Origin of the sequence: Micromonospora sp. AMSO12t (assembly GCF_008806585.1) — a bacterium.
GTDB lineage: Bacteria > Actinomycetota > Actinomycetes > Mycobacteriales > Micromonosporaceae > Micromonospora > Micromonospora reichwaldensis.
In genome coordinates this window covers 1-25,844 of the sequence record NZ_WAAS01000080.1, presented here as the reverse complement: position 1 = coordinate 25,844, position 25,844 = coordinate 1, and the positions used below count along the sequence as shown (strand labels likewise).

Genomic DNA, 25,844 nt, shown 5'->3' with positions numbered 1-25,844 from the left:
CGCCCGCGCCCGGTCGCCGGACTCACCCAGGCGCAGATGGACAACGCCAAGATCATCGTCGACGTGGGCGCCGAGCTGAAGATGCCCCGCCGCGCCATGGTGGTGGCCGTGGCGACCGCGATGCAGGAGAGCCGGCTCTACAACCTCGCCAGCGACGTGCTTCCGGAGTCCAGCCGGTACCCGCACCAGGGCAGCGGCTCCGACCACGACTCCGTGGGCCTGTTCCAGCAGCGCCCGAGCAGCGGCTGGGGCACCGTACGCGAACTGATGCGCCCGTCGTACGCCGCGCGGGCCTTCTACGAGGCGCTGCGGGAGGTTCCGGGCTGGCAGCAGATGAGCGTGGCCGGCGCCGCCCAGGCCGTCCAGGTCTCGGCCTTCCCCGACGCGTACGCCCAGCACGAGGGCCTGGCCACCACGGTCGTCGCCGCGCTGACCTGACGGCGGCCGGCTGGCCACGCCGGTCCCTGGCCGGCGAGGGTCAGCGGATCCCGGCGCGGCCGCCCGGCGGCTCGCTGGACGCGTCCGCGCCGCCCCGGGCGGCGATCCTGGTCGCCGGCACCCCGCTGCCGGGCATCCCGGCCGCGGCGGTCGGAGTGTCCGCCGGGACCGGTTCGACGGTCAGCCCGTCGAGGATCCGGTCCACGCGGGCCTCGCGCCTGCGCCGGGCGTACAGCGCCTCCTCGAAGTCCCGGCGGGCCTGCACGGCCTCGGCGTAGACGCGCTCGCGCACCTGCCGGGCCTCCTCCCGGGCCGCGTCGAGCTCGACCCGCGCCCGGGTCAGCAGGTCGACCGCCTCGCGATCGGCGTCGTCGGCGCCGCGCCGGGCCGGGTCCGCGTCGCCGAGGTCCAGCCGTTCGAGCAGGCCGCGCAGCGCCGTCGCCTCGTCACGGATCTCGTCCCACTCGCGACCGGCCCTCGCGGCGCCCTCCGCCCGGGCGGCGAGCCGGGCCAGCCGGACGCCGATCTCGTCCAGGCAGGAATCGACCTGCCGCTGGTCGTAGCCGGTCTCCACGACGCAGAACCTCATACTGTCGCCCCCCAGGCAGCCGGTGGTTTCCTTCCCCACCCTGGATCCTCGGCGCTGGGGGCGGCAGCGGAGGGGCTTCGGGAAAAATGTTCACCATGCGGACGCCCGCAAGGCCGGGCGCGTCGCCGCGACCCGGCGGGGCCGACCGCCCGGGGGCGCCTCAGGAGCGCTTCGGGAGCACGACCACCCGGCCGAAGAACTCGTCGATCCGGCGCACCACGTCGTTGAAGTCGTCCAGGTCGATCGGCTTGGTGACGTAGGCGTTGGCCTGGAGCGTGTAGCTGCCCACGATGTCCGTGTCGGCGTTGGAGGTGGTCAGCACGACGATCGGGATCGTACGCAGGTCCTCGTCGCCCTTGACCTCGCCGAGCACCTGACGCCCGTCCATCCGGGGCATGTTCAGGTCGAGCAGGATGACGTCCGGCCGCCGGGCGTCGGTGTGCCGCCCCTCGCGGCGCAGGAACTCCATCGCCTCCTGGCCGTCGCTGACGACGTCGATGACCTTCTCGACGTCGGAGTCCGCGAGGGCCTCCTCGATCATCAACACGTCGCCCGGGTCGTCGTCCACCACCAGGATGCGAACCGGACTCGGGGTGTCTGCACCCATCACTACCTGCTTCGGGTCGGTGGAACGGAGAATCGCGAGGCGCTCTGTGCCGGCGGGGAAATCTAGCCCATCAGCCGGCGGACCGCGCGGTCGGGTCGGCCCTGCCGGACTCGTGTCTCAGCACCTCGGCCAGCCCTGTCACCTGGAGCACGCGGTCGACCCGGCCGGTGGCGCCGGTGACCCGCAGCCACCCGCCGTCGGCGGCGACCCGGTTGTCGCCCCGGACGAAGGCGGCGATCCCCGTGGAGTCGCAGAAGGTGAGCTCCGTCAGGTCCACCAGCAGGCGGCGCTCGCCAGCCTCGACCAGCCGGTCGATGGCCGCGTTGAGCTCGGGCGCGGTGCTCAGGTCGAGTTCGCCGGCCAACCGCAGGCGTGCCGCCCCGCCGTCGCGGTCGGCGTACGTGACCGTGAACGTCACCCCTGGACCCCCTCGCTTGACCGCAGGCGGATGCTTGCAGTGTGGCAAGTATAAGCAGGGGCACCCGACACGGCCGCACCGGCGCTCATCGCGCCCCGGAGTCACCCGCCCTGGCCAGGGACGACCGCGCCGCCCCGAGGAACCGCGCGGCCCGGGGAAAGTCGCGCAGGACCCGCCCGTAGTGTTCCAGAGTCGACCCCAGGGCGGGGGCCGGCACACCCCGACTGGTGAGGATCTCGACCAGCCAGTCGACGAACTCGGTGAACAGCGAGCCGTCGTCGACGTAGAGCGCGGCGGCCAGGAAGTCCACGATGTAGCCCAGGTCGCTGACGGTGGAGTCCAGCTGGCTGGGCGTGTAGTCACGCGTCCCCGGGTCGTGTTCCCGCAGGTCCGCCAGCGCGCCGTCGATCAGCTCGCCGCGCCGCTTGAGCAGGCTGGTGTACTCGTCGTCGGCCAGGTGGCTCAACTCCGCCGGCGGGACGCGACGCAGCGCGCGCTCGTCGGCGACCAGGTTCGCGGCGGTCGGGGCGTCCGGCGCCCAGGCGACGCCGAGCCGCCGGGCCCAGCGGCCGTCCGCGCCGAACCCCCGGCCCCCCACCACCACGGGGACGTCCACGCGCCGGCACGCCTCGATCATGCGGTGCGCGTGCGGCAGGCGCATCGGCAGCGCACAGGCCAACGCGACCGCGTGGGCGTCGTGCCGGTGCAGGTACGACACCAGGTGCGGGGCGGGGACGCTCGCGCCGAGGAAGGTGACCTGCCAGCCCCGCAGCCGCAGCACCTCGGCGACCAGCCGGGGCGGCAGGGCGTGCCACTCGCCGTCCATGCAGGCCACCACCACCCGGCCCCGCGTCGGGCGCGGGTTCGCGTACGCGGCCACCGCCGCCACCACCCGCTCGCTGATGTGCGTCGCGGCGTGCTCCTGGGCGACGCTCCACTCGTTGCGCGCCCACCGCTCCCCCACCTCGGCCTGTGCCGGGGCGACCAGGTCGAGCAGGACGCGCTCGGCGGGCACGCCGGCCTCGAGCAGGCCGGTGGCCACCTCGATGGCCGCGTACTCGTCCGCCTCCTGGAGGCAGTCCAGGTATCCGGGCCAGACGCCTGCCGGGGTGGCGTCGGCGGTCGGGGCGGCGGTCACGGTCGGGTCCCCCTCGTCTCGGCGGTGCCGCTCGCGTCGGGCACCGCGTGCAGGTGCCTGGGCGTACGCCCGCCCGGACCGGTCGCGCGCAGCGCGAGCACGGCGATGTCGTCGTGGTCGCCGTGGGCCAACCAGTCGCAGGTCACCTGCTCGACGCGCTCGGCCAGAGCGGGCGCGGGCATCCGCTGGCAGCCGGTGACCGCGTGCACCAGCCGCTCCGTGCCGAACTGCTCGTTGCCGCGGCGGCCCCCGCGCGCCTCGGTCACCCCGTCGCTGTAGAGCAGGCAGGTCTCGCCCGGCTCCAGCCGGACGGTCACCTCCCCGATCCGGGGATCGGGCACCACGCCGACCAGCATGCCCGACAGCGGGACCGGCTCGACCTCGCCGGAGCCGCGCAGCACCAGCGGCGGCAGATGACCACCGCCGGCCAGGGTCAGGGTCAGGCCGCCCTCGCGGTGCGCGCGGACCACTCCCAGCACCATCGTCGCGAAACGCCCCTGCCCCTGCGCCTGGCTGGTCTCCAGCAGCGCGTCGTTGAGCAGCTTCAGCAGGCGCCCCGGCTGCGACTCGACCCGGTGCAGCGCCTGGAGGCACTGACGCAGCTGGCCGGTGAAGACCGCCGCCTCGACACCCTTGCCGGAGACGTCGCCCAGGAAGAACACGGAGCCGCCGTCGGCCAGCCGGTGCGAGCCGTAGAAGTCGCCACCGATGCGCAGCCCGGCCTGGGCCGGCCGGTAGGCGGTGCCCCACTGCACCCCGGTCGCCTCGGCCGGCTCCACCGGCACCAGGCTCGCCTGGAGCGTGTCGGCGACCTCGGCCTGGTCGCGGTAGAGCAGCGCCGTGGTCAGCGCGGCCCCCGCCCGGGCCGCGAAGGCACGGGCCAGGTCCACGTCGGCCTCGTCGTACCAGCGCTCGACGCGCCGCGCGACCAGCAGCACGCCGGCCGGGGCGTCGCGACCGGGCAGCGGCACCACCCGGACGCAGGCCTCCGCCGCGGTGAGCCCGGGCAGCCAGCCGGCCTCCGCGGCCTGCTCCGCCAGCCAGTCGAGGGTGTGCGGTTCCCCGCCGTCCAGCCCCTCGGTGATCGCCGCGGGCAGGTCGACGGCGGGCAGGATGCCGCTGTCCACCACCGGGGCGTCGTCGTCGCTGCGGGCGGCCCGCCACCAGCGCGCCCGACCGGAACGGGGTGCCAGCACCAGCACCGCCACCTCGGCCAGCGTCGGCACGGCGAGGCGGACCACCGCCGCGGCGGCCCGGTCCGGGTGCAGGGGATTGCCGAGCTTCTCGCCGACGACCGCCAGGAACGCCGAGCGGGCCCGCTCGGCGAGCAGGGCGTCGGCGCGGGTGACGCTCTCGGTGACGTCCTCGACGTACCAGCAGCAGCGGGCGGCCGACAGCGGCACCCGGCGCGCGCGCAGCCGGCGGCCGTGGTGGGTGAACTCGCCGTCGGCGGTCAGCCCGGCAAGGTTGGCCGCCGCGAGCAGCTCGCCCGGGGTGACCTCGGGCAGCAGCCGCTCGGCCACCGGGCTGACGTGCCGGACGACGCCTCGCGCGTCGCAGACGACGAGACCCTCGCGGAAGTGCTCGACGACCTCGGACCAGTCGGGTGCCGCGTGCTCCCGGTCGGCCGCCAGGGCGGGGAGCGCGGAGGCCGGGCGTGCCGGGGCGCCGGCGGACCACGCCGTCGCCCGTGCGGCACTCGGTGTGGGGACCCGCCCGTCGCCGGGATCTGAGTCCCGGACGTCCGCAGCAGTCACCGGCTGAGCCCCACTCCTTGTCGAAACCCGCACCACCGGGAGGCAGCACAGGTGGTCAGATCTCTCGCACCCACCCTACGCCCGTGTGCCGCGAACGCCACCCGACGCCCGTCGTGCGGCCGGCGCTCGGTGCCCGGCGGGACCTGCGACGCGTTGTTACGATCCCTGCATCCCCGCCCCTCGGCGGCCTGCGAAAGGGCGTGATCGTGCTGTCCCGTCGGAGCCAACCCGAGGCGACTCCGTTGAGCATGACCGTCGACCGGTCTGATCCCGCCGCACCGCTCGTCCGGGTCGGGGGCGACCTCGCCTACACCACCGCCGGGCCGCTGCGCGCCGAGGTCGACCGGATCCTCGCCGGCGCTCCGCCGGCCCTCGTCCTCGACTTCACCGACCTGCTCTTCATCGACAGCACCGGCCTGGGGGTGATCGTGCACGCGTGGCGCGAGGGGCAGCAGCGCGGCACCGCCCTCCGGCTGCGCGCCGTGCCCCGGTTCCTGGCGACGATCCTCGACCTGACCGGCGTCGCGGGCCTGCTCGCCCGGCCGCTCGGCGAGAGCCTGGCGGCGGCGGAGGACGCCGGCACCGCCTGACGCGCTCCGCCCGGCCCCCCGCTTTGCACCCGGGCCCGCGACTGGGAACATGGGCGCATGGCCGCTCAGCTGTTGACCATCGAGGTGACCCGGCTCGACGCCGGGCGCGCCCGGCTCCGGCTGTCCGGTGAGCTGGACTTCGACACCGCCCCGGAGCTCGTCGCCGCCACCGCCGAGCTGCGCCGGGACGGCTACCAGGAGCTCCTGTTCGACCTGAGCGCGGTCAGCCTGTGCGACTCGTCCGGGCTCAGCGCGTTCCTGACCGCCCATCACGACGGCACGGGCGCGGTCCGGCTCACCGGGGTCGGTTCCCAGCTCCAGCAGTTGCTCGACCGCACCGGCCTGACCGAGCTGCTCGCGGTGGAACACGGCACCGACGGCGCCACCCGCCGGGCGGGCTGAGGCCGGCCGGGCTCCGCGCGGGGCGAGGGGTGGCCCCCGACCCTGGGACCAGGGGCCGGGGGCCGGAGTGAGGCTCAGGGTGCGGTGAGTGGTTGCAGCCGGGGTCCGGTGGTCCGCCGCTGGCCCGTCGTCGGCGGCTCGGCGTCCTCCGGCGGCCCGGAATCGGGAGTCTGGAAGAGATAGCGGACGAACACCCCACCCGCCTCGTTGTCGTCCGCCCCGGGCCACTGCCCGATGCAGTCCACCCCGACCACCTCACGCCCCGAGCCGTCGCCCTCCTCCAGCAGCGCCCACAGGCTCACGGGGTAGCAGCGGGTGTCCTCGGGCGAGAGGCGCCAGCGGGCGTACCAGCCGGGTCGGGCGGGAACGATCTCGACGATCCTCTTCATCACGACCTGTCCTTCCGCGTTCTCGGAAGTTCTCCGGTCCGCTGCGATCGTCGGCTCCCGCCGGGTGACCGCCCCTCACCCCCGCCGGATGAAGCTGTCCCGCCGCCCATCCGGGCATCGCCGGCCCGGCCGTCGGCGTCCGTTTCGGTGCCGGCGCCGGCGGGAAGGCGACCGGCGGAAGCGAGGAAACACCAGCAGAAGCGAGGTGTCACCATGCGCAAGCAGATGGAGGGCGACAACCAACGTCGCCGCGCGCTGGCCCGCCAGGCCCGGGAGCGCGGCATGCAGGCCAGCGAGACGGGGGCCAGCCTGAGCGCCTCCAAGCAGCTCACCCACCTGGAGCAGGGCAAGCGCGCCGGTCCGCCGCCGGCCGGCAGCCGCCACAAGCCGGACAGCACGCGGGGCGGGCCGGCGCCGCCGGCGGCGGGCGTCCCGGAGTCCCCCCGCCCCCTGCCCGACCGGGGCTCGGGTGCGCCGGAGGGGACCCCGCTGGGCTACCACGCGCTGGTCGACGACGTCGTCCGCCGTACCGGTACCGACTTCCGGACCGCCAAGGTGGGCGTCGAGTCGACCGTGCTGGTCCTGGCCTTCGCCCTCGGCGAGGCGGAACGCCGGCGGCTGCTGGCAGCGGTGCCGACGAAGCTGCACGACGTCCTTCCCGTGGACGGCATCAGGCGACGCCCGGACCTGCCCGGCTTCCTGGCCGAGGTGGGCCGGATCAGCGGCCGTACCCCGGAGCAGGCCCGTTACCAGGCGGAGGCGACCGTGGCGGCGCTGGCCGACCACGACGGCGACCTGATCGAGTCGCTGCACGTGCCGGACGGCCTGCGTGACCTGCTGGAGCCGCCGTCCGTCGGTGGCGGGGTGGTCGGCGCGGTCAGCGCGACGCCCCCGCTGAGCGACACCGACCTGCGGGAGGCACTCGGCGCGCTGCCCTACTGGTCCGGCGACGGCGAGGCGCTGTCCCGCACGCTGGAGCTGCCGGCGGACAACCTGGACCGGGTGCTGGACCGGATCGACCGGCTGCGCCAGGAGACCGGTCGCGGCCCGCGCATCGGTCGCCCCGACCCGGGCACCGCCGTACTGACCGTACGGTCCCGGCAGGCCGGCGCGGTGACCGCGATGGACGTGGACCTCGCCCACGCCATCGACGACGCGATCGACGAGGCGGGCGCCGGGATGGCGACCGGCTGACCGGCGTACGGGCCGGCGGACGTCCACCCGCCGGCCCGCCCCGGCTCGGCTAGCCTGCCGGGGTGGACCCCTCCGACGCGCCCCGGCTGGAGCTGGTCGTCGACCCGGCCCGCCCCACCGGGCGTACGCTCCTCGCCGCCGGCGTGGAGCAGTCCTACGTGGACGTGGCCGATCCCCGGCACCTGCACTTCGAGTACGTACGGCGGATGGCCGCCGTGGCCGACCTGGCGGCGCCGCCCGGCCGGCCGCTGGCCGTGCTGCACCTGGGCGGCGGCGCGCTGACCCTGCCCCGCTACGTGGCCGCCACCCGGCCCGGCTCGCCGCAACTGGTCGTGGAACGCGATCCGGCCGTGGTCGACCTGGTGGCGCGGGAACTGCCCGCGCCACCCGTCGGCGTCGACGTGCGGGTGGCCGACGCCCGGGACGCGGTGACCCGGGCGCCCGCGGCCGGCTACGACCTGGTGCTCGCTGACATCTACCGGGCGGCGCGGATGCCCGCCCACGTGCGCAGCGTCGAGTTCGTCACCGAGGTGGCCCGGACGCTGCGCCCCGACGGCGTACTCCTGGTCAACGTGACCGACCTGCCGCCGCTGGTCTTCGCCCGGGTCCAGGCGGCCACCCTGCGGGCGGTCTTCGCCGACGTCTGCCTGGTCGCCGACCGCCGGATGCTGCGCGGGCGGCGGTACGGCAACCTGGTGTTCGCCGCCGCGCTGCGCCCCGGGCGGCTGCCGGTGGCCCGGCTGTCCGCCCGGGCCGCACGGGATCCGGTGCCCGGCGGGGTGCTGCACGGGGCGACCCTGGACGCGTTCGTCGCCGGCGCCCGTCCCGCCACGGACGCCGCCCTCGCCCCGCGCTGAGGCGACCCGCCCAGGGAGCGGAACCTGTCGGCGGTCGGCCGCGAGCGCACCGGGCGGCGGTCAGCGCGCCCGGACGGCCACCTCAGGCGAGGAGCTCTCCAGCGGCACGGCGTTGGCCGGGACCAGGCCGAGCTGCACGGCCGGGCGCGGCAGCGCGGCGTCGAGCATCCAGTCGGCGCCCACCCGGATCCGGTTGCCCGGCATCGCCAGCAGGTGGTAGCCGCGGGTGACCGCCTTGGCGGGCAGCCCGGACAGCGACACCTTCAACGGGTTCGCCGCCGCGTCCTTGCCGCCCAGGTCGACCACCCAGCCCAGGTCGTGGTGCTTGTACGGCCTGCGTCGCCCCTGCCCGTAGGAGGCGGCGATGTTGTGCGCGGCCAGCTTGCCCTGCCGCTGCGCGTGCTGCGCCGTCATGGTGCAGATCTGCCCCGGGCGGGCCAGGTCCGGCACGGCGGCCGCGTCGCCGCAGGCGTACACCTCCGGGAAGCCGGGGACGCTGAGGTACTCGTCGACGACCAGCCGGCCCCGCTCGGTGCGCAGTCCCAGCTCGGCGACGAACGGGTCGGGACGCACGCCGACGCACCAGACCAGGGTGCAGGTGGGCACGTAGTCGCCGTCGGTGAGCGTCACCCCGTCGGCGGTCGCCACAGCCACCGACGTGCCCATCCGCACGTCCACGCCCCGACGGCGCAGCACGCGGTCGGCGGTCTCCGACATCCGCTGGTCCAGCTCCGGCAGCACCCGGGGCGCGACGTCGAGCAGCATCCACTTCGGGCGGATCTTGAGTCGGGGGCGCTGGGAGACCAACTCGTCGGTGAAGAGTTGGCCGTGCGCGGCCACCTCGGTCCCGGTGTAGCCGGCGCCGACGACCACGAACGTGGCGCGCGCCTGCTGCTCGGCCGGGTCGTCGGTCTGCTCGGCCAGCTCGATCTGCCGGATCACGTGGTCGTGCAGGTAGAGGGCCTCGGGCAGGCCACGGAAGCCGTGGGCGTACTCGGTCACACCGGGGATCGGCAGCAGCTTGTTGACGCTGCCGACGGCCAGCACCAGCCGGTCGTACGCGATCCGGTTGCGGTCCCCCTCCGGCTGGGTGAAGCCGACCCAGCGGTTCTGGAGGTCCACGTGGTCGGCCTCGCCGATGAGCACCCGCACCCCGTCGAGCGTCCCGGTCAGCGGCACGGAGATCCGTCGGGGCTCGACCACGCCGGCGGCCACCTCGGGCAGCAGCGGCAGGTAGAGGAAGTAGTCGGTGGAGTTCAGCACCACGATCTCGGCCCGGCCCCGGGCCAGCCGGCTCAACGTCTTCGCCGCGTGGTAACCGGCGAACCCGGCCCCCACGATCACCACACGAGGTTTCGTCATTGCCGCCCCGTTCCCACCCCTGGGCGGGGCAAACGTGGCGGGTCGGACGACTCAGCACTCCGCCAGCCGGACGTGCCCGGTCTGCCCGACCGCCTCCACCTCCCAGCAGCGTCCGAACGCCCGCACCCGCTCGGCGGCGATCCGCCCGATCTCGTGCGGGATGTCGGGGTCGAGGACCAGCCGGCCATCCACCGGGTTCAGGTTGAGCATCGCCCGGACGAAGGCCAGCGGCGCGCCGGCCGCCCACGCCTGCGGGCTGCACGCGGTCGGGTACGGGATCGCGAAGAGCAGCCGCTCCCGGGGGAACCCGCTCATCGCCTCCGGCAGCCGGTGACCGAACTGCTCGGCCGCCTCGAGCAGGGCGAGGCTCACCCGGTTCGCCTCCGCCCGGTAGCCGTAGCGGGCCATGCCGAGCGCCGCCAGCGAGTTGTCGTGCGGCCAGACGGTGCCCAGGTGGTAGCCGAGGGCGTTGTAGAGCCGGTCGTCCCAGGAGAGCGTGCGGATCCCCCAACCGGAGAACATGTCCTCGCCCATCAGCTGCCGCACCACCGCGCCGGCCCGCTCCGGCGGCACGATCCCGCTCCACAGCAGGTGCCCCATGTTGGAGGTCTTCGAGTCGATCGGGTTCTTGTCGCCGTCCAACCCGACCGCGTAGAAGCCGCCCCGGGCGTCGATCCAGAAGTCGCGGTTGAAGCGCTCGTACAGCGCCTCGGCGTCGGCGCGCAGCCGGCGGGCCAGGTCGGGGTCGGCGAGCGGCCCGTCGGCCAGCTCGGCCAGGCGCAGCTTCGCGTCGTAGGTGTAGCCCTGCAGGTCGCTGGTGGCGATCGGCAGCACCGGGATGCGGCCGTCGGCGAAGCAGACGCCGTCCGGGGAGTCGCGCCAGCACTGGTTGCCCAGCCCTTCCGGGGAGCGCGTCGCGTACTCGACGTATCCGTCGTCGTCGCGGTCGCCGTACCGGTCGATCCAGTGCAGCGCGGCGAGCGCGTTGTCACGCAGGAAGCGCACGGTCTCGTCGTCGCCGGTCCACCGCCAGTACTCCGACAGCAGGACCAGCCAGAGCTGGGTGGCGTCGGCAGAGCCGTAGTACGGCCCGTACGGCTTCACTCCCGTCCTGGTCAGCTCGCCGCTGCGCACCTCGTGCAGGATCTTGCCGGGCTCCTCGTCGGTGAAGTCGTCGCACGTGTCGCCCTGCAACCGGGCCAGCGCGAGCAGCGCGCCCTTCGCCAGGGCCGGGCCCGCGACCAGCGTCTGGTACGCGGTGATGAGGGTGTCGCGGCCGAAGACGGAGAGGAACCAGGGCAGGCCGGCGCCGGGGAGCATGATGCGCTGCCCCTTGACCTCCAGGTCGAGGCGCAGCGCCGCCAGGTCGTCGCGGGTCTGCGCAAGCGTCCGCGCCAGCGCCTGGTTGTCGCTGCGCAGCACCGCCCGCCCGAGGGCCCAGCGGCGCACCGGGTCGTCGGCGCGGCGGTGGAACACGTCGGCGATGTCGCCCCGGACCGGCTCCACCACCCCCATTCCCGGTGGCAGCGGCACGTGCAGGTCGACGTACCACTCCTCCCGTCTGTGCAGGGTGATGTCCCAGACGAGGTCGTCGCCCTCGACGCGGTCCGCCGGCCGGGAGCAGCAGACCCGGGTCTCGGCGGCGAAATCTCCCCGGGCGTACGTGAAGCACAGTTCCGAGCCGTCCTGCGCGTGGCTGCGGGTGATCTCCGCGGAGCGGTCCCGAACCCCCGACTTGACCTCGAACAGGTCGGCGAAGTCGACGCCCACGGCCAGCCGCAGCTCCAACCGGACCGGTTCCGGCCGGAAGGACACCATCTCCACCCGCTCGTGGAAGCCGTCGCCGACGTACCGCAGCCGCCGCATGCCCAGGCTGTCCGGTGGCAGGCCGGACTGGGCCGGGTTGGTCAGCACGTACTGGGCCGAGTAGTGGTCGACGGTCTCGGCGCGCAGCACCAGCAGCTGCTCGCCGTTGACGGTGAGCACCCAGCCGCTGAGCAGCCGGGTGTCCAGGTGCACCAAACCGCCGATGCTGCCCGGCGGCACGTCCCCGCAGGGGTCGGAGTACATGAAGGTCGGGCCGCTGAGCACCGCGATGGAGTCCGGGCCCAGCTCGGGCGGCATGGCCCGCTGGTCGCCGCTCTGCCCGGCGGCGGCCCGCAGGCCGGGTGTGGGGTCGGCGGGGGTCGGACGAACGACAGCCATGCCTCCACCGTAGGAAGACCGCTACTGTCCGTCATCACCCGCTCCGGATGAACCGGCGCGGAACCGTTCACGGGGGGACGCCGTGCGGAACCACGGCCCTCGGCCGACGGGCCCCAGGCCGGGTGCCGACAGCGGCGGACTTACGACACGCGACTGTGCGGTTGCCGACAGTGACGGCCCCGGTCTCGGCGCACGCTGCTTGCCGACCCGACCGTCGTCATCAGGAGGAAAGATGCGACTCCGTTCGCTCGCCGCCGCCGCGCTGGCCGCCGTGCTGGCCGCCGGCGCACTCGCGCCGGCCGGCCCGGCCGTGGCGGCCACCGCCGACCTGTGGGGCTTCGCCTACGTCAAGGACCCGACCGTGCCGGCCTGGACGGTGCTCGACACCACCCGGCAGTGGGGCAGTTGGAAGACCGCCTTCCCCGCCGCCTGGGCGCAGGGGGGCAAGCTCGCCCCGGGCCGGTTCCAGGTGCGCTTCCCGCAGATCGGCGCCGGCGCCCGGGGGGTGCCGCACGTGACCCCGGTCAACCGCACCGGCCACTACTGCGAGGTCGTCCGCTGGTTCTCCTCCGGCCCCGACCAGATCGTCGACGTGCAGTGCCACAAGCCGGGCGGGGACCGCGACGACACCCCGTTCACCGTCCTGTGGACCACCAGCAGCGGCGTGCTGCCGCCGGGCACCGCCCACGCGTACGTCCAACAGGCCGGCGGCGCGCTCGTCCAGTCGTACAACTCGACGGGGGCGGCGAACGGCATCGGACCACTGGGCGTCGGCCAGTGGGCGGTGAAGCTGCCGGGCGTCGGGCTCGCCGGCGCGCTGGCCGGCGACGTGCAGGTCACCGCGGTCCAGCCGAACGCGGCACCGCGCCGCTGCAAGATCGGCAGCTGGTCCTTCTCAGGCGTCGACGTGGCCGCGAACGTGTCCTGCTTCGACCAGGCGGGCGCGCCGGCGGCCACCGACTTCGCCCTGTCCTACCACCGTCGGCGGCCGGTGATCGGCTCGCTCGCCCCGCCGTCGCGCTTCGGCTACCTGGGCACCGCGGTGGGCGGGCCGACCAACGACAACTCGGTGCTCGGCGTCGGCGCCAACACCGTCGCGGCGATCGCCCCGGCCGGCCGCTACCTGGCGAAGTTCCCGCAGCTCGGAGTCGCGGAGACGCACGTCCAGGTGGTGGCGCAGGGGGTCGGTTCGAACTACTGCCACCTGACCCAGCCCTGGTCGACCGCGCTCGACGTCGAGGTGGACGTGATCTGCTTCGACAACGCCGGGGTGGTCACCCCGCACCGGTTCCTGGCGACCTTCACCTCCCGCGTCTGACGCGACACGGCCGCCTCCCGCCGTCCGACGCGACCGCGGCCATCGCGCGTCCGACGCGACCACGGCGATCTTTCGCGTCGACGCGACCGTGGCCGAATGGGCCGCGCCGGATCACCCGGGGCGGGTGGGTTCACCTCACCCGCCCCGGCGGCACGGTGGTGCTCCACCGCCACCGAGCGACGGGAGGACAGCGCCATGAGCACACCGATGTCGAACGACCGGCGGCAGCCGATCTACCTGCGGCAGAGCGGTCGCCCGCAGCTCACGGCCCGGCAGCGCCGGCGCGTCGAGCACAAGCAGGGGCGGTTCGTGCGCCTCGACGGCCAGCGGCCCGAGGCACGCCGGCCCGGGCGCTGACCCGGGTGGCCGGTGGCGGTCGTGACGGGTCGCCACCGGCCTATTCGCCGGCGGGACACGGGGCGGTGATCGCCCACCGTTCGTGATCGCGCCACGCCCCGTCGATGAACAGGTAGTCCGGCGAGTAACCCTCCAGCCGGAAACCGAGCTTGCGGGCCACCCGGCGGGACGGCTCGTTGCCCGGCTGGATGTTCGCCTCCAATCGGTGCAGGCCGAGCGTGTCGAAGGCGTGCCGGACCACCAGGCCGATGCCGGCGGAGGCGTGTCCGGTTCCGCTGTGGGGCAGGAAGGCGGCGTAGCCGAGGTAGCCGCCGCGCAACGCGCCCATGAGGATCCCGCTGATGTTCACGTAGCCGGCGATCGCCCCGCTGTCCCGGTCGCAGATCAGGTACCCGGCGTGGTCCCGACGGCGGATCTTGCGCAGGTACGCGGCGTACCGCGCCGGGTCGTCGGGGGCGGCGAGCCAGGGATGGTGCAGGTCACGGCTGCGCCGGGCCGCCGCGACGAACTCGGCCTCGTCGGCCGGCCGGGGCCGACGGATGGCAGCCGGACCCGATGTACGCAGATACCTCACGGCAGACCACTGTCGCCGTGCGCGCCGCCCTTGTCCAGCGGGTCGCGGGCGCCCCGGCCCTCACGGACCGGCCTGCTGGTCCACCCCGTCGTCAACCCGCTCCAGCGTGTAGTGGATGGTCTGGGCGACGATCCAGCCCTCTTCGATGAGGAACGAGTCCGCCCCGTCGCAGACCCGTACGCCCTCGATCCGCGCCGTCCACTCCAGGAACGCCACCCGGCCCTCGACCATCCGGTTCGTGTACACGTAGCGGGCGCCGGGCAGCTCCTCCTCCAGCAGGCGCGCCAGCTCCCCGACGCCCGCGTGCCCCCGGAACACGCCGCGCCGTTCCAGGACCACGCACGACGGCGACACGTTGCGCGCCAGGTCCTCGGCGAAGCGGTGCTCGGCGGCCAGCCGCAGGTGGTCGTCGAACACCTCCGACGCCGACCGCGCCCGCAGGTCCTCGCCCACCGCCGGTCCCCCGTCCGATCCGGCCGCCGCTGCCGCGTCGCCCTCCCCCGCCGTCACAGCGGACCCGGGTACGGGTGCTCCGGCGGCATCGGCACCCGCAGGAAGGTGGCCCCGCGCAGGTCCAGCCAGGCGTGCCCGGGCGAGCGGACCAGCCGCAGCATCACCTCGGCGCAGTTCGGGCAGCGGCCGACGAGGCCGGGGGCGTGCGGGTAGACCCGCAGGCCGGCCAACGGGCCCAGCATGCGGCAGTGCTCGCACCGCCCGGCGGCGGTGCTCAGGTCGACGGCGAACAGCTCCCGCAGCGGGCCGTCGAGCATGTTGCCGTCCAGGTACGACGTGTCGGTCATCGGGCGTTCCTCCTCGACGCTCAGCCGGTGGGGCCGAACCGTTCGGTCTTGACCCGCCGGCTCTGGTGGCCGAGCCCGACGAGCAGGTCCGCCACCGTCTCCACGAAACCGGTCGGCCCGCAGACGTAGCAGAGCGGCTCCAACTCGGGCGGCCAGCCGTGGCTGTTCACGTCGGCCAGCCCGATCCGGTGCGGCTCGCCCCGCCAGTCCTGCGGCGCCTCGCGGGTGTACACGTACGCGACGTCCAGGCCCAGGTCGTCCCGGACCCTGCGGCGCAGCTCGTCGGCGTAGAACACGTCGGCCGGGGTGCGCACCGAGTAGAGCAGCCGGAACGGCACCCGGCTGCCGGCGGCGCGGCGGGCGCGCACCATCGCCATCAGCGGCACGACGCCCGATCCGCCGGCCACCAGCAGCACCGGGGCGGTCTCCTCCGGGCGCCAGACGAACCAGCCACCGACCGGGCCGCGCACCTCCACCGGGTCGCCCTCGGCGTAGACGTCGATCAGGTACGGCGACACCTCGCCGTCGGGCACCCGCTGCACGGTCAGCGTGATCCGGTCGGCCTCGGCCGGACCGGCCAGCGAGTACGACCGCGCCGCCTGGTAGCCGTCGGAGGCGGTCAGCCGCACGTCGACGTGCTGCCCGGGCAGGTGCCCCGGCCAGCCGGGCGCCTCCAGCACCAGTGTGTGCGCGGTGGGCGTCTCGACCCGGCGCTCGCACAGCCGGGCCACCCGCCAGCGCAGCGGGGCGGTCAATCGCCCTGGTACCGCTGCTCACGCCACGGGTCCCCGTAGTCGTGGTAGCCGGCGGTCTCCCAGAATCCGGGCTGGTCCTCCGTGGTGAGCCGGATGCCGCGCACCCACTTGGCGGATTTCCAGAAGTACAGGTGCGGCACGAGCAGCCGGGCCGGGCCGCCGTGCTCGGCCGGCAGCGGGCCGCCGTCGTAGCGGTGCGCGATCCAGGCCCGCCCGCCGCGCAGGTCGGCCAGCGGCAGGTTCGTGGTGTAGCCGCCGTACGAGTGGGCCTGCGCGTAGCGGGCGTCGGTGTCGATGCCCTCCAGCAGGGTGTCGAGGGAGACCCCCTGCCAGTCGGTGTCCCGCTTCGACCAGCGGGTGACGCAGTGGATGTCGACCGCCGGGGTCTCCTGCGGCAGCGCCATCAGCTCGTCCCAGCTCCAGCGGAACTCGGCGCCGGACTCGGTGGAGATGACGAACTCCCAGGTCTCCAGCGGCACCCTCGGCGTCGGGCCGGCGGAGAGCACCGGGAAGTCCTGCGTCAGGTACTGCCCCGGCGGCAGGGCCGGCTCCGCGGAGCGGGGCCGGCCCTGGAAGCCCGGTGACACGATTCCCACCCGTCAGTCGTACCACCCGGGGTGGGTGGCGAGGCGCGGTCGGCGGATCCGCACCGCGACGGGTGACGCCTCAGTTCCGTTCGACCACGATTTCCTTCTCGCCCCGGCCGGCCTTGCTGGTGGCCCGCAGGCTGGTGAGGGTGACGATCACCAGGACGCCGATGATGACGCCCAGGGAGGCGAGGGTCGGGATCTCCGGCACACCCTTCCAGATGCCGTGCGCCCAGTGCAGGCCGAGCTTGACGCCGATGAACGCCAGGATGATCGCCAGGCCGTAGCTGAGGTGCACCAGCCGGCTGAGCGCGGCGTGCAGCACGAAGTAGAGCGCCCGCAGCCCCAGCAGGGCGAACGCGTTGGTCGCGAAGACCAGGTACGGGTCCTCGGTGATGCCGTAGACGGCGGGCACCGAGTCGACGGCGAAGACGATGTCCGTGGCGAGCAGCGCCGTCACCACGAGGGCGAACGGGGTGAGCGTACGCCGGCCGGAGAGGCGCACGACCATCTTCGGGCCGTGGTAGTCCTCGGTGACCGGCATGAACTTGCGCAGCAGCCGCACCGAACGCATCTTGCTGATGTCGACTTCCTGCTCGTGCCCGGTGACGGCGTCGCGCAGCAGCTTCGCCGCCGTGAGCAGCAGGATGATCGCGAAGAGCAGGAAGGCGAAGTCCAGGGTCTGCAGAGCCGCCGCGCCGATGGCGATGAACACCGCGCGCAGCAGGAGCGCGCCGGTGATGCCGTAGAGCAGGGCCCGCTGGGCCAGCTCGGCCGGCACCGCGAACGCGGCCAGCAGCAGCATGAAGACGAACAGGTTGTCGACCGAGAGGGACTTCTCCACCAGGTAACCGGTGAGGTACTCCACGCCCTGGTTGGAGCCGAAGCGGGCCCAGATCCAGGCGCCGAAGGCCAGCGGCAGGGCGATGTAGAAGGCGGACCAGCCCAGCGCCTCCCGCATCGACACCTCGTGCGGCTTCCGGGTGACCAGGAAGTCCAGCACCAGCAGTGCGATCACGGCGGCGATGGTGACGCCCCACAGCGTGGGGGTGCCCACCGACTGGAGATCGGTGGCAGCAAGATATGGCAAATCGGACATGGAGCCTCCTCGAACACCCTGTCATGTTCGAGGTCTCCTTCACCCACTTTCGTGGGCAGCCACCCGAGGCGTGCTCCGGGCACGCCGTACTGACCGGGATGGCTCGTGGGAAGTACTCCCCTCGTCGCGACAAGGTTAGGGCAGGCCCGTGGGCTCGGCAAACGCGGCACGCCAGATCACGCGCGCAAGGCGTGATCTGGGGCCTCGAGGGGCTTTCGTCCCAGCTCAGCGGGCGGTGACGGCGGCGAGCACGGCCGCCACGTCGAGGTCGGCCATGCACGCCGGGCCGGCCGCGTCGAGCGGGCAGCGCGCGTCCCACCAGCAGGGCTGTTCGGTGATGGCGGTGGGGCGCCGGTACCCGCAGCCGGGCAGGCCCTGCAGGTCGGTGCCGCCCATCCCGTACCGCCGGGCGTCGGTGGGGCCGAACAGCGCCACCGTCGCGGCGCCGGTCGCGGCGGCGAGACGCACCGGCCCGGTGTCCGGCCCGACCACCACCCCGCCGCGCCGACCCACGGCCGCGAGCTGCCCGGCGAGGGTGGGCAGGTCGGCTCGGGGCAGCGGCACCCCGACCGGCGCGACGGGGTCGACTGGGCCGACGGTGAGCACCGGGTGTCCGCGCCGGGTCAGGGCGCGGGCCAGCCCCCGCCAGCGCCGGTCCGGCCAGCGCTTGACCGCCATCCCGGCGTCGGTGACGAGCACCACCGGCGGCGCGAGGGGCTCCCCCACCAGCCGGGCCACGGCCCGCTCCCCCGCGCGCCGGGCCTCGTCGCCCAGGTGGACCCGGGGCCGGGCCGCCCGGTCGGCCGCGCCGAGCAGCCCTTCGGCGCAGAGGATCTCCAGGTAGCGGTCGCCGACCGGCTGCTCCGGCGGCGGAGCGCGCCACAGGTTCGTCACGGCCCGCCCGGCGCCCGCCTCGAGCAGGTCGGGGATGCCGTCGTAGCGGGTGGTGGCGACCGCCAGGTCCGGCCGGCAGGCCGCGAGCGCCTCGACGACCGCCTCCCGCTCGGCGCCCGGCCGGCCGTGCCGGGGGGTGCGCACCTCCGCGACCGCCGGGTCGGCGCGCACCAGGTCCGCCCCGGGCTCGTGGGTGAGCAGCCGCAGCCGCGCGCCGGGATTGCGGCGGGCCAGGCCGTGCACCGCCGGCAGCAGCATCAGCAGGTCGCCGATCCCGCCGAGCAGGTCGACGACCAGGATGTCCGCGTACCGGTCAGACATCCGCGCGCCCCAGGGTCCGCGCGTAGAGGTCACGGTGCGCGGCGGCCACCCTCGGCCAGGAGTACGCGGCGGCGAAGGCCCGCCCGCGCTCGGCGAGCCGGCGGCGCAGCACCGGATCGGCGAGCAGCCTGCCGACGGTACGCGCGATCGCGGCACTGTCCCGGCGCGCGCCGATCACCGCCACCGCGCCGCTGCGGTGCGGCCCGTCGTCGCCTGCGTCTGACTGCGTCACCGCGGTCGGCACGCCGTGCGCGAGCGCGGCGAGCAGGGCGCCGCTCTTCGTGCTCACCCCCGTGGTGAACGGCAGCACCGCCACGTCGGCGGCGTGCAGCGCGGCGGAGACCCGGTCGGCGGGCAGGTGCCCGGTGAACGTCACCGCGTCGACCACCCCGCATCGGTGGGCCAGCCCGGTCAGCTCGGCGCGGAACGCGCGCGCCTCCCGCTCGGGCAGCGCCTGCGAGGTGAACCCGCCGACCACCAGCAGCCGCAGGTCCGGATGGTCGCGACGCAGCTCCGGCAGCGCCTCGATCAGGTACCGCAGTCCCTTCACCGGGTGCACGAAACCGAAGAAGGCCAGCAGCGGCGCGCCCTCCGGCAGGCCCAGCTCCGCCCGCAGGCGCAGCCCCGCGGTGGACGCGCCGACGCGGTCGACGACGTTCGGCGCGATCGGGATGTGCGTGGCCCGCCGGCCGGTACGCGCGTGGACCACGTCGCCGTGGCCGGGATTCGTGACGATCACGGCCGCGCTGGCCGGCACCAGTCGGCCGGACTCCCGGTCCCAGCAGCGGGCCCGCTCCAGCGCCGACCAGAGCCGGGTCGGCAGCCAGCCGGGGCAGGCCCACCAGCCGTACTCGTGCAGGGTGGTGACCAGCGGCGCCCGCCGGGGCAGCCGCCACGGCAGCAGTCCAGGCTGACCCGAGAACCGGTACGCCGACGGGGCGAACTGCACGTGCACCACGTCGGGGGCCAGCTCGCGGACCCGGCGGGCGGCCCGGGCGGTGGCGGCCCGCCAGCGTTCCCGGTCGGCGTCGGGGCGCACCGGCACCGGGGTCACCTCGACACCGACGCCGTCGAGCGCCTCGACCAGGTGCGTCACGTAGTCGCTGACGCCGTCGGCGTCGGGCCGACCGGGACCGTGCAGCATGGCCACCCTGATCCGGTCGTCGACCACGCCACCTCCCGCTTCTCGGCGGGCGGGTTCCCGGCCCCTTACGACGCAAACGCGCCTCGCCTATGGTGTGCCGATGACCGAGGACGTCCCGGCCGGCCCGCTGGCCGGCGTACGGGTGATCGAGCTGGCCGGCATCGGTCCCGGCCCGTTCGCCGCGATGATGCTGGCCGACCTGGGCGCGGACGTGGTCCGGGTGGACCGGGCCACGGACGTCGACCCGGACGCCTTCGGCACCCCGCACCCGGACCTGCTCAACCGGGGACGCCGCTCGATCGGGGTCGACCTGAAGTCCCCCGGCGGGCGGGAGGTGGTGCTGGCCCTGGTCGCCGACGCCGACGCGCTCATCGAGGGGTTCCGCCCGGGGGTCACCGAGCGCCTCGGGGTTGGCCCGGCGGACTGCCTCGCGGCGAATCCCCGGCTGGTCTACGGCCGGATGACCGGCTGGGGACAGGACGGCCCGGCGGCGCCGTACGCGGGGCACGACATCGACTACCTCGCGTTGACGGGCGCCCTGCACGGGATCGGCCGGGCCGGCGAGCGCCCGGTGCCGCCGTTGAACCTGCTCGGCGACTTCGGCGGCGGCGGGATGATGCTCGCCCTCGGCCTGGTCTCCGCCCTGTACGCGGTGCGCGGCGGCGCGCGGGGCCAGGTGGTCGACGCGGCCATCGTCGACGGCGTGGCGGTGCTCAGCACCCAGATCCACGCGCTGCGCCGGCTCGGCATGTGGCAGGACGCGCGCGGGGTGAACCTGCTCGACGGCGGCGCTCCCTTCTACGACACCTACGAGTGCGCCGACGGCCGGCATCTGGCGGTCGGCGCACTGGAGCCACGGTTCTACGACGAGCTCGTCCGGCGCACCGGCTTCCCGCTGGCCCCGGACGAGGCGCTGGACCGCACCGACCCGGCGAACTGGCCGGCGCTGCGCCGGTCGTGGGCGCGGGTGTTCCGCACCCGGACCAGGGACGAGTGGACGGCGCTGCTGGGCTCCTCGGACGCCTGCGTGGCGCCGGTGCTGGACTGGCGGGAGGCGCCGGAGCACCCGCACCTGGCCGCGCGGGGCACCTTCGTCCAGCGGGACGGGGTCACCCAGCCGGCGCCGGCGCCCCGCTTCTCGGGCACTCCCACCGCGCTGCGCCGCCCCCCGCCCCAGCCGGGCGAGCACACCGACGAACTGCTGGCCGGGGCGGGCTTCGCCCCGGAGCGGGTCGCCGCCCTGCGCGCCGCCGGCGCCGTCGCCTGAGGCGGCGCACCACCGCGGCGGGCGGCACCGTGCGCCGGCAGCACCGGGTGGAAGTCCGGCCGGCGTCGCCGGGCGGGCGGCAGGGTCAGGGGCGACGCAGGGTGGCGCCCGGCGCCATCGCGGGCTCGACCATGTCCCGGAAGTCGCGCGGGAGCTGCATCACCACGTCGTCGAACTCGCCGCCGCTGATCGCCTCGCGCAGGGTGACGAAGACCGCCCGGGCGGCGTCGCGCGCCGCCGGCTCGGTCACCCCGGCCCGTACGGCGACGCGGGCGACGAACTCGGCCGCGCCGAACCGCTCCGCCGACTCGGTACCCGGCCTCGGCTTCAACACGAGCTGCAACGGCTTGGGCAGCTGGGCCGCCAGGTCCAGCACCTCCCCGCCGGTCAGCCGCTCGGCGAGGGTCTCCAGCGTCGCCCGGGTCAGCGTCACCGCCTGCTCCGAGGAGGTACGGGTGCGCTGGGCGACCTGGTCGACGAAGGTGTCGTAGTTCATCCGGGCTCCTTCAGGCTGCGTCGGGGCCTGCGCGTACCCGCCGGCGCGGCCGGGAAACGACGGGGATTTCCGCGCGGCGCGGCGCGTGACGGCCCGCCGGGCGGGTAACCGCCGCCGGTCGTGACCGGATCGATGCCCCGGAGGAGCCGACACCATGGCGAGTTACGCCGACGTGCTGCAGTACCTGTCGAGCCTGGACTACCCGGCCGAGAAGGACGACGTGGTACGCGAGGCCGAACGGGAGGGCGCCCCGCCGGACGTGCTGCGCGCGTTGCGGGCCCTGCCGCCGGTCGACTACGCCAACGGCAACGAGGTGGCCCGTTCCGCGGGCATCGAGGCGGCCCCGGAGGTGAGCTCCGCGCAGCGGGCGGCGCAGGCCCGGGACAAGCGGCACCAGCGTGTGTCGCAGCACCTGCGCGGCATCTGACCCTTGCTGTCGCGGGCCGACGACGCGCCCGGGCCGGGCACGTCCGAGCCGGGCACGTCCACGCCGGGCGCACCGGGCACGTCCACACTGGGCACGTCCAGGTCGAGCACGGTTGGGCCGGGCACGCCCGGGCCGGGCACGCCGGGCACGTCCACACTGGGCACGTTCGGGCCGGAGCATGGCGCCCGCGCCCAGCGGGCCCGTGCCGGTGACGGATGACGACGCGCGGGCCGGTCGGGCACACCCCGGCCGCGCTCCAGCTCACCGTGATGGGCGCGATCGGCCTGGTGGCCGGCGGGCTCACCGCGCTGGCCGTCACGCCGGCGCTGGCGCCGCTGGCCGGCTGGGACGCCGCGGCGTTGAGCTGGCTGGTGCTGGTCTGGCACCGGCTGTGGCCGATGGACGCGCGGGGGACGGCCCGACTGGCCGTGCACGAGGACCCGAACCGGGCGGCGCGTGACGCGCTGCTGCTCGCCGCCTGCCTGGCCAGCCTGCTGGCCGTCGGCGTCGTGGTGACCAGCGCGCACGGGGCGCCCGCCACGCCCGCCCGCGACGTCTACGGCGGGCTGGCCGTGCTGAGCGTACTGCTGTCCTGGCTGGTGGTGCACACGGTGTTCGCCGCCCGGTACGCGCGGATCTACTACACGGGGCCCGACGGTGGGATCGACTTCAACCAGTCGGAGCCGCCCCGCTACTCGGACTTCGCCTACCTGGCGTTCACCGTCGGAATGACCTTCCAGGTCTCCGACACAGCTCTGACCAGCAACGAGATGCGCCGGACGGTCCTGCGACACTCGATGGTGTCGTACCTGTTCGGGGCGTTCATCATCGCGGTCACGGTGAACCTGCTGGCCGGCCTGGCGAGATGAGCCGGCATCCGCGTGGAGTGGGCCGATGCCCGGCGGAGGGCGGGAGTTGCCGGACAGGCGGGCGCCCCCGTCGCGAACCGCGACCGGGGCGCCACACAGAACCTGTCCGGTGGCCGGTCGGGCCCGAACCGGGCCGCGACCACCAGGCGGTCGATGCACGCCCGAACCGGGCGGGCATCAGTGCCGCGACCATCATACGATGAAACATCACCCGTTCGGACGATTACGAAGGAAGTGTGGGCCAGCCCACCACCGCGTCAGGCGGCCAATTCCGCGTACCGCTTCTCCAGGTCCACCCGGGCCAACGCCCCGACCAGCCAGGCCAGGCGCTCGGACTCCCCGCTGCCGGCCAGGCCCGCCAGGTCGTCGGCGGAGCGGCCCAGCCCCAGCCGGCGGGCCGCGACGAGCGCCCTCCGGTCGGCCACCGGCGCCACCTCACGCCACAGCGCCTGGGCCTCGCGCAGGAACAGGTCGACCACCGTGGCGTCCACCCCGGGCAGTTCGGTGAGCAGTTCCCGCTCCCGGGCCGGGTCGTGGTGGGCCACCGCGCGCAGGCGGCGCAGGTCGCCCCGGTAGCGCTCCACCACGGCGCGCGCCAGATCGCCGAGCGTGTCAGCGAGCGCGTCGACGTCACCGCGCTGGCCGCTGTCGCGAAGCACGCGTACCCGGTCGCCGTGCAGGGACCGGGCCAGTCGGGCGGCACTGTCCCAGCCCGCGGCGGGCAGGGCGTGCGCGCTGTCCACGGCCCGCCGGAAGTCACCCCGGCGGGCCAGCAGCACGGCGAGACAGAGCACCTGGAACAGGCTCGACGGGTTGTTGACGACCCGGAAGCCGTACTGCTCGGCGAAGCCGCGCCCACTGCCGGCGAGCCGGCGTACCAGGCGTTTCCTGTCCTCGACACGGGTAGTGGATGTGGTCGGCATGCCGGCGACTACCCGCGCCGCGCCCGGCCACGCCTGCCTGCCTCAGCCGTGCAGCCCGCCCCGGCGCGCCCGTCAGGGTGAGCCGTTCCCGACCGGTACCCAGGTAGAGCAGCGCCCCCGGGGTCAACGGCACCCCGTCGACCTCGGCGGTGCCGGACATGGCCAGCAGCCCGTACTCGAAGTCGGGCCGCAGCGGCAGCGTGGCCGGCGCGGATCCGTGCAGCTCCACCTGGGCGCCCAGCAGCGGGGTGTACGTCAGGGCCGGGGACCGCTCGCCCGCGAGCTCGCCGACCAGCAGGGTGACGTCCAGTTCACCGTCGCGCCAGCGCGGCAGGTCGGCGTGGTGGGCGAAGTCGGCGGCCCCGGCGCGGGCCGGGTCCGGCAGCGCCACCCAGAGCTGCACACCGTGCATCAGCGGCGGATGCCGCTCGGGCGACCGCTCCGAATGCGCGATGCCGTGCCCCGAGGTCATCACGTTGAGCTGGCCGGGGCGGATCGGTTGGACGTTACCCAGGCTGTCGCGGTGCAGGATCTCCCCGTCGAGCAGCCAGGTCACGGTCTGCAGGCCGGTGTGCGGATGCGGCGGCACCTCCATGCCGGGCCGCTCGGCCACGTCGTCCGGGCCGAAGTGGTCCACGAAGCACCAGGCGCCGATCATCCGCCGCTGCCGCTGCGGTAGCAGCCGTCGAACGGTCGTGTAGCGCCCCAGCGGCACGTCGTGGCCCGGCAGCAGAACGCTGCCGGGATCGACGGTCGCCACGCCAGGTGGTCGGGTCTCCGCAGGCATCTTCTCGGTACGCTCCACCGCCCGACTGTACGCCCGGACAGGCCACGAACCCGTCGGCCTCCCCACCGCTCAGCCGGCTCCGACCTCCGGCTCGGTCGGGGCGCTTCCGGTTCGCGACGCCCGAAACTCCGGTGGGCGTCGCCCTGGCGAACTCGGGTGGGGCCCGGGGCTTCCGGTTGGCGTCGCCCGGCGAACTCCCCAGTGGGCGTCGCGTGGCGAACGCCGTGGTAGGCGATGTCCGGAACTCCGTGGGCGTCGCCTGGGCGAACTCCGGTGGGTGAGGCCCGGGGCTGGTGGGTGAGGCCCGAGGGCTCCGGCGGGCGCCGCCCGGCGGGCTCCGGCGGGTGAGGCCCGGCGGGCTCCGGCGGGTGAGGCCCGGGGGATCTGGCGGGTGAGGCCCGGGGGATCTGGGGACATGCGTCTGGCCGGCACCCCGGTTGGGGTGCCGGCCAGCGGCGATTCGGCTACTGCTGTCAGCTGTTCCAGTGCTCGGCCACCAGGTCAGCGGCCTGCTGCTCCCACTGGGCGTAGTGGTCCGGGTACGCCGACACCTGCACCGTCTGCGCGGCCTTCGTCAGCGGCATGTCCTGCCACCCGTCGACCTGCTTGAGGCCCTTCAGGAACGCGGTGGTGGAGTACTCGGGGTCGGTGATCTGCTCGACCGTGCCCCAACCCGAGGACGGGCGCTGCTGGAACAGGCCCTGCGAGTCGTGGTCGTTGCGGTCACCCAGATGACCCAGGTTCTCCAACTTCGACTCCTGCAGCGCGGTGGCGATCGACACCACCGCGGCGCGCTCGTCCATGCCGGCCTTCTTCGTCGCCGCGACGATCGCCTTCACGTTCGCCACCTGCTCGTCGGACAGGTCGATACGCGACTGCGCGCCCTGCACACCGTGCGGGATCAGCTTCGCCTTGTCGACCGACCGCTTGTCGGCCTGCACGGCCACCGCCACCGGCGTCGACTCCACCGACGGGACCGCCTGCGCGGTCGCAGGACCGGCGAACACGCCACCGGCGAACGCGAGACCAGCAACACCAAGAACGCTCTTACGAATGATCGTGTTCATCAGAAACGCTCCATTCGGGGGTTGGCACCCACACACCGAAAGGGGGATCGGCTTCACGCGGGCGCAAGCACCGTCGGCGCTCATACGAACTCACGGGGATCTCCAGCGAAACCTGGAGAGAATCTCCGACAGTCAGCCGGAGGAAAGATCAGATCGGCCGTGCCGGCCGGATGTCCGACCCGTGCGGGCCGGAGGGGGGCTGGCTGTCGTGCG

At 74.6% G+C, this 25,844-nt stretch carries 28 protein-coding genes and 2 pseudogenes; 10 read left to right on the top strand and 20 right to left on the bottom strand.

The features are described from left to right. Positions 1–438 (top strand): annotated as a pseudogene (locus F6X68_RS14685) (hypothetical protein); the annotation flags it as partial. Between the two features lie 40 nt (positions 439–478). Here the strand turns inward: F6X68_RS14685 and F6X68_RS14680 are convergent. The 5 genes from F6X68_RS14680 to F6X68_RS14660 all read right to left on the bottom strand — a co-directional run bounded on the left by F6X68_RS14680 (position 479) and on the right by F6X68_RS14660 (position 4,947). Continuing rightward, positions 479–1,027: an ATPase gene (locus F6X68_RS14680; protein ID WP_151454809.1), complete on the bottom strand. Its 549-nt coding sequence runs from the start codon at positions 1,025–1,027 to the stop codon at positions 479–481. A gap of 160 nt (positions 1,028–1,187) precedes the next feature. Continuing rightward, positions 1,188–1,634: a response regulator gene (locus F6X68_RS14675; protein ID WP_151454808.1), complete on the bottom strand. Its 447-nt coding sequence runs from the start codon at positions 1,632–1,634 to the stop codon at positions 1,188–1,190. A gap of 70 nt (positions 1,635–1,704) precedes the next feature. Then, complete coding sequence (locus F6X68_RS14670) at positions 1,705–2,052, bottom strand: STAS domain-containing protein (RefSeq protein WP_151454807.1); 348 nt, start codon at positions 2,050–2,052, stop codon at positions 1,705–1,707. Positions 2,053–2,137: 85 nt separating this feature from the next. Continuing rightward, a complete protein-coding gene (locus F6X68_RS14665) occupies positions 2,138–3,190 on the bottom strand; it encodes a B12-binding domain-containing protein (protein WP_151454806.1) in 1,053 nt (350 codons plus the stop codon). Next, complete coding sequence (locus tag F6X68_RS14660) at positions 3,187–4,947, bottom strand: PP2C family protein-serine/threonine phosphatase (RefSeq protein ID WP_151454805.1); 1,761 nt, start codon at positions 4,945–4,947, stop codon at positions 3,187–3,189. Before F6X68_RS14660 ends, F6X68_RS14665 begins: the two co-directional genes overlap by 4 nt. A gap of 248 nt (positions 4,948–5,195) precedes the next feature. Between F6X68_RS14660 and F6X68_RS14655 the strand changes: the two genes are divergently transcribed. Continuing rightward, positions 5,196–5,537: an STAS domain-containing protein gene (locus F6X68_RS14655; protein ID WP_151454811.1), complete on the top strand. Its 342-nt coding sequence runs from the start codon at positions 5,196–5,198 to the stop codon at positions 5,535–5,537. 57 nt (positions 5,538–5,594) lie between these two features. Next, the gene (locus F6X68_RS14650; RefSeq protein WP_151454804.1) at positions 5,595–5,939 is read left to right on the top strand and encodes an STAS domain-containing protein; all 345 of its coding nucleotides are present in this window, start codon (positions 5,595–5,597) and stop codon (positions 5,937–5,939) included. Positions 5,940–6,013: 74 nt separating this feature from the next. Here F6X68_RS14650 and F6X68_RS14645 read toward each other — a convergent pair whose 3' ends face one another. Next, positions 6,014–6,328 carry a hypothetical protein gene (locus F6X68_RS14645; RefSeq protein WP_151454803.1) on the bottom strand — a complete coding sequence of 105 codons (315 nt, stop codon included), beginning with the start codon at positions 6,326–6,328 and terminating at the stop codon, positions 6,014–6,016. A gap of 213 nt (positions 6,329–6,541) precedes the next feature. On the opposite strand from F6X68_RS14645, the gene F6X68_RS14640 reads away from it, so the two are divergent. Further along, complete coding sequence (locus F6X68_RS14640) at positions 6,542–7,522, top strand: DUF2267 domain-containing protein (RefSeq protein ID WP_151454802.1); 981 nt, start codon at positions 6,542–6,544, stop codon at positions 7,520–7,522. Positions 7,523–7,584: 62 nt separating this feature from the next. Then, the gene (locus F6X68_RS14635) at positions 7,585–8,379 is read left to right on the top strand and encodes a spermidine synthase (RefSeq protein ID WP_151454801.1); all 795 of its coding nucleotides are present in this window, start codon (positions 7,585–7,587) and stop codon (positions 8,377–8,379) included. 60 nt (positions 8,380–8,439) lie between these two features. On the opposite strand, the gene F6X68_RS14630 is transcribed toward F6X68_RS14635, so the two are convergent. Together F6X68_RS14630 and F6X68_RS14625 are read right to left on the bottom strand one after the other, a co-directional pair. Next, positions 8,440–9,741, bottom strand: coding sequence for an NAD(P)/FAD-dependent oxidoreductase (locus tag F6X68_RS14630; RefSeq protein WP_151454800.1), 1,302 nt, complete (start codon positions 9,739–9,741; stop codon positions 8,440–8,442). Positions 9,742–9,792: 51 nt separating this feature from the next. Further along, positions 9,793–11,946 carry a glycogen debranching N-terminal domain-containing protein gene (locus F6X68_RS14625; protein WP_151454799.1) on the bottom strand — a complete coding sequence of 718 codons (2,154 nt, stop codon included), beginning with the start codon at positions 11,944–11,946 and terminating at the stop codon, positions 9,793–9,795. Positions 11,947–12,178: 232 nt separating this feature from the next. Here F6X68_RS14625 and F6X68_RS14620 point away from each other — a divergent pair, with 232 nt between their 5' ends. Beyond that, a complete protein-coding gene (locus F6X68_RS14620) occupies positions 12,179–13,264 on the top strand; it encodes a hypothetical protein (RefSeq protein ID WP_151454798.1) in 1,086 nt (361 codons plus the stop codon). Positions 13,265–13,459: 195 nt separating this feature from the next. Beyond that, positions 13,460–13,621: a hypothetical protein gene (locus F6X68_RS33520; RefSeq protein ID WP_165947859.1), complete on the top strand. Its 162-nt coding sequence runs from the start codon at positions 13,460–13,462 to the stop codon at positions 13,619–13,621. A gap of 40 nt (positions 13,622–13,661) precedes the next feature. Here F6X68_RS33520 and F6X68_RS14615 read toward each other — a convergent pair whose 3' ends face one another. The 8 genes from F6X68_RS14615 to F6X68_RS14580 form a co-directional block, all read right to left on the bottom strand. Beyond that, complete coding sequence (locus F6X68_RS14615; protein WP_151454797.1) at positions 13,662–14,195, bottom strand: GNAT family N-acetyltransferase; 534 nt, start codon at positions 14,193–14,195, stop codon at positions 13,662–13,664. Positions 14,196–14,255: 60 nt separating this feature from the next. After that, on the bottom strand, positions 14,256–14,648 hold the full coding sequence (locus tag F6X68_RS14610) for a nuclear transport factor 2 family protein (RefSeq protein ID WP_151454796.1): 393 nt from the start codon (positions 14,646–14,648) through the stop codon (positions 14,256–14,258). Between the two features lie 53 nt (positions 14,649–14,701). After that, positions 14,702–14,995, bottom strand: a complete 294-nt coding sequence (locus F6X68_RS14605) for a DUF6510 family protein (protein ID WP_151454795.1) — start codon at positions 14,993–14,995, stop codon at positions 14,702–14,704. Between the two features lie 20 nt (positions 14,996–15,015). After that, a complete protein-coding gene (locus tag F6X68_RS14600; protein WP_151454794.1) occupies positions 15,016–15,750 on the bottom strand; it encodes a ferredoxin reductase in 735 nt (244 codons plus the stop codon). Next, a complete protein-coding gene (locus F6X68_RS14595) occupies positions 15,747–16,337 on the bottom strand; it encodes a sulfite oxidase-like oxidoreductase (protein WP_225852209.1) in 591 nt (196 codons plus the stop codon). The genes F6X68_RS14600 and F6X68_RS14595 overlap by 4 nt, the downstream gene beginning before the upstream one ends. A 79-nt stretch (positions 16,338–16,416) precedes the next feature. Then, positions 16,417–17,436 carry a TerC/Alx family metal homeostasis membrane protein gene (locus tag F6X68_RS14590; RefSeq protein WP_151454792.1) on the bottom strand — a complete coding sequence of 340 codons (1,020 nt, stop codon included), beginning with the start codon at positions 17,434–17,436 and terminating at the stop codon, positions 16,417–16,419. Positions 17,437–17,661: 225 nt separating this feature from the next. Further along, on the bottom strand, positions 17,662–18,651 hold the full coding sequence (locus tag F6X68_RS14585) for a glycosyltransferase family 9 protein (protein WP_151454791.1): 990 nt from the start codon (positions 18,649–18,651) through the stop codon (positions 17,662–17,664). After that, positions 18,644–19,822 (bottom strand): glycosyltransferase, encoded by a 1,179-nt coding sequence (locus F6X68_RS14580; RefSeq protein WP_151454790.1) that lies wholly within the window; start codon positions 19,820–19,822, stop codon positions 18,644–18,646. Before F6X68_RS14580 ends, F6X68_RS14585 begins: the two co-directional genes overlap by 8 nt. A gap of 73 nt (positions 19,823–19,895) precedes the next feature. Here F6X68_RS14580 and F6X68_RS14575 point away from each other — a divergent pair, with 73 nt between their 5' ends. Continuing rightward, positions 19,896–21,062 carry a CaiB/BaiF CoA-transferase family protein gene (locus F6X68_RS14575; protein ID WP_151454789.1) on the top strand — a complete coding sequence of 389 codons (1,167 nt, stop codon included), beginning with the start codon at positions 19,896–19,898 and terminating at the stop codon, positions 21,060–21,062. An 85-nt stretch (positions 21,063–21,147) separates the two neighbouring features. On the opposite strand, the gene F6X68_RS14570 is transcribed toward F6X68_RS14575, so the two are convergent. Continuing rightward, entirely contained in the window at positions 21,148–21,558 is a 411-nt protein-coding gene (locus F6X68_RS14570; RefSeq protein ID WP_151454788.1) for a DUF2267 domain-containing protein, read from the bottom strand. A 154-nt stretch (positions 21,559–21,712) separates the two neighbouring features. Between F6X68_RS14570 and F6X68_RS14565 the strand changes: the two genes are divergently transcribed. Both F6X68_RS14565 and F6X68_RS14560 read left to right on the top strand, forming a co-directional pair. Further along, entirely contained in the window at positions 21,713–21,985 is a 273-nt protein-coding gene (locus F6X68_RS14565; protein ID WP_151454787.1) for a DUF2795 domain-containing protein, read from the top strand. Between the two features lie 215 nt (positions 21,986–22,200). After that, on the top strand, positions 22,201–22,854 hold the full coding sequence (locus F6X68_RS14560) for a DUF1345 domain-containing protein (protein WP_225852208.1): 654 nt from the start codon (positions 22,201–22,203) through the stop codon (positions 22,852–22,854). Positions 22,855–23,111: 257 nt separating this feature from the next. Here the strand turns inward: F6X68_RS14560 and F6X68_RS14555 are convergent, their stop codons facing one another. The 3 genes and pseudogenes from F6X68_RS14555 to F6X68_RS14545 form a co-directional block, all read right to left on the bottom strand. Next, positions 23,112–23,777 carry a hypothetical protein gene (locus F6X68_RS14555; RefSeq protein WP_151454786.1) on the bottom strand — a complete coding sequence of 222 codons (666 nt, stop codon included), beginning with the start codon at positions 23,775–23,777 and terminating at the stop codon, positions 23,112–23,114. A gap of 58 nt (positions 23,778–23,835) precedes the next feature. Next, a pseudogene (locus F6X68_RS14550) lies at positions 23,836–24,582 on the bottom strand (pirin family protein); the annotation flags it as partial. A gap of 455 nt (positions 24,583–25,037) precedes the next feature. Further along, on the bottom strand, positions 25,038–25,631 hold the full coding sequence (locus tag F6X68_RS14545) for a hypothetical protein (RefSeq protein WP_151454785.1): 594 nt from the start codon (positions 25,629–25,631) through the stop codon (positions 25,038–25,040). Between the last annotated feature and the right edge of the window lie 213 nt (positions 25,632–25,844).